Source organism: Phytoactinopolyspora endophytica (genome assembly GCF_004138495.1).
Lineage (GTDB): Bacteria > Actinomycetota > Actinomycetes > Jiangellales > Jiangellaceae > Phytoactinopolyspora > Phytoactinopolyspora endophytica.
Map to the genome: position 1 here is coordinate 490,919 of NZ_ML142853.1, position 1,502 is coordinate 492,420.

Genomic DNA, 1,502 nt, shown 5'->3' on the forward strand with positions numbered 1-1,502 from the left:
AACGCGGCCAGTGTCAGGGCCAGGGCCGTGAGCGAGACGTACAGCAGGGGCATCAACGCACGATCGGCGAGCCGCCCTCCGACCAGGTTCCCGGCGACCATGCCGACACCGAACAACATCAGCAGCCAGCCGACGGCGGATTCCCCGAAGCCGGCCGCCTCAGTCATCATCGGCGCCAGATAGGTCACAGCGGCGAACACGCCACCGAAGCCGAGCACGGTCATCGCCATCGCCAGTAGCACCTGTACCCGGCGGAAGGCGACGAACTCGGCACGGAAACGTGCCTGCCGCGGCCCCTCGTCCGCTGGGACAAAGGCACCGATGCCGGCCACGGCCAGCATGCCGATCGCCGCCACCAGCACGAACGTCAACCGCCAGCCCGCGGCTTGGCCGAGCTGCGTGCCCATCGGCACGCCGGCCACGATGGCGACGGTCAGGCCGGTGAACATCATCGAGATCGCGGCCGCCCGACGGTGCGGAGCGACCAAGCCGGCCGCCACGATCGACCCGATGCCGAAGAACGCGCCATGCGCGAACGAGGCGACGACTCGGCCGGCGAGCATCACGATGAAGACGGGCGCCAGGGCGGAGAGCACGTTGCCGGCGGCGAGCACGACCATCAACGACATGAGCATGCGCTTGCGCGATACACGCGTGCTGATGAGCGCAAGGATGGGCGCGCCGACGACGACGCCGAGCGCGTAACCAGTGGTCAGCCACCCCGCCGTCGGTATGGAGACGTCGAACTCCGCGGCGACTTCGGGCAACAGGCCCATGATGACGAACTCGGTAGTGCCGATACCGAAGGCTCCGATGGTCAGCGCGAACAGCGCGAGGGGCATGAGCAGGCCTTCCATGGCAGAAATGGGAATACGCGGAGTACATGCGCATGCACTCTATGGGCGTTTACATTATTTGCATACGCGCTCTATTGCAACCGCCGATTACCTCTGATGGCCTACAATGAACGCAAGCGAAGCGAGGAGGAACCATGACGGGTGCGGGTAGCGCCGCCGAGGCCCCGCCGGCCGCCATAGCACAGGGATGGTGCGCGCTCTCGGTCCTGCATGACCGCATCGAGACCCACATCGAGCAGGCCCTACAGGCACGCCACGACCTCTCGGTCCGCGAGTACTCGCTCCTCGACGTCCTGAGCCATCAGCACAACGGACCGGGAGGACACCTGCGTATGGCCCAGGTCGCCGACGCGGTCGTGCTCAGCCAGAGCGCCACCACGCGACTGGTGGCCCGCCTCGAGGATCGCGGCCTCCTGACACGCTACCTGTGCGACACCGACCGCCGCGGCATCTACACCGATGTCACCGATGCAGGCCTGAAGCTGCTCGCGGAGGCCAGACCGACCAACGACGCCGCGCTCCGCGAGGCCCTCGACGCCGCCGCGGACGATCCGCGCGTCGCCGATCTGGCCGAGTCGGTGAGAACGCTCGGCACCCAGCGCTCAAACGGCGCAGCACGCCAGACCACCTGACGCCGGACCGCAC

2 protein-coding genes are annotated in these 1,502 nt (G+C 67.6%); one reads left to right on the top strand and one right to left on the bottom strand.

All coding sequences use genetic code 11. The annotated features are described in order from the left end of the window. Positions 1-842, bottom strand: an 842-nt coding sequence (locus ELR45_RS13000; RefSeq protein WP_420813880.1) for an MFS transporter, incomplete at its 3' end; no start/stop codon positions are given. A gap of 149 nt (positions 843-991) precedes the next feature. On the opposite strand from ELR45_RS13000, the gene ELR45_RS13005 reads away from it, so the two are divergent. Next, on the top strand, positions 992-1,489 hold the full coding sequence (locus ELR45_RS13005; protein WP_129666513.1) for a MarR family winged helix-turn-helix transcriptional regulator: 498 nt from the start codon (positions 992-994) through the stop codon (positions 1,487-1,489). Positions 1,490-1,502: the final 13 nt, after the last annotated feature.

Coding starts and splice junctions, on each gene's coding strand:
- ELR45_RS13005 (WP_129666513.1), top strand. CDS start 992: ATGACGGGTGCGGGTAGCGCCGCCGAGGCCCCGCCGGCCGCCATAGCA.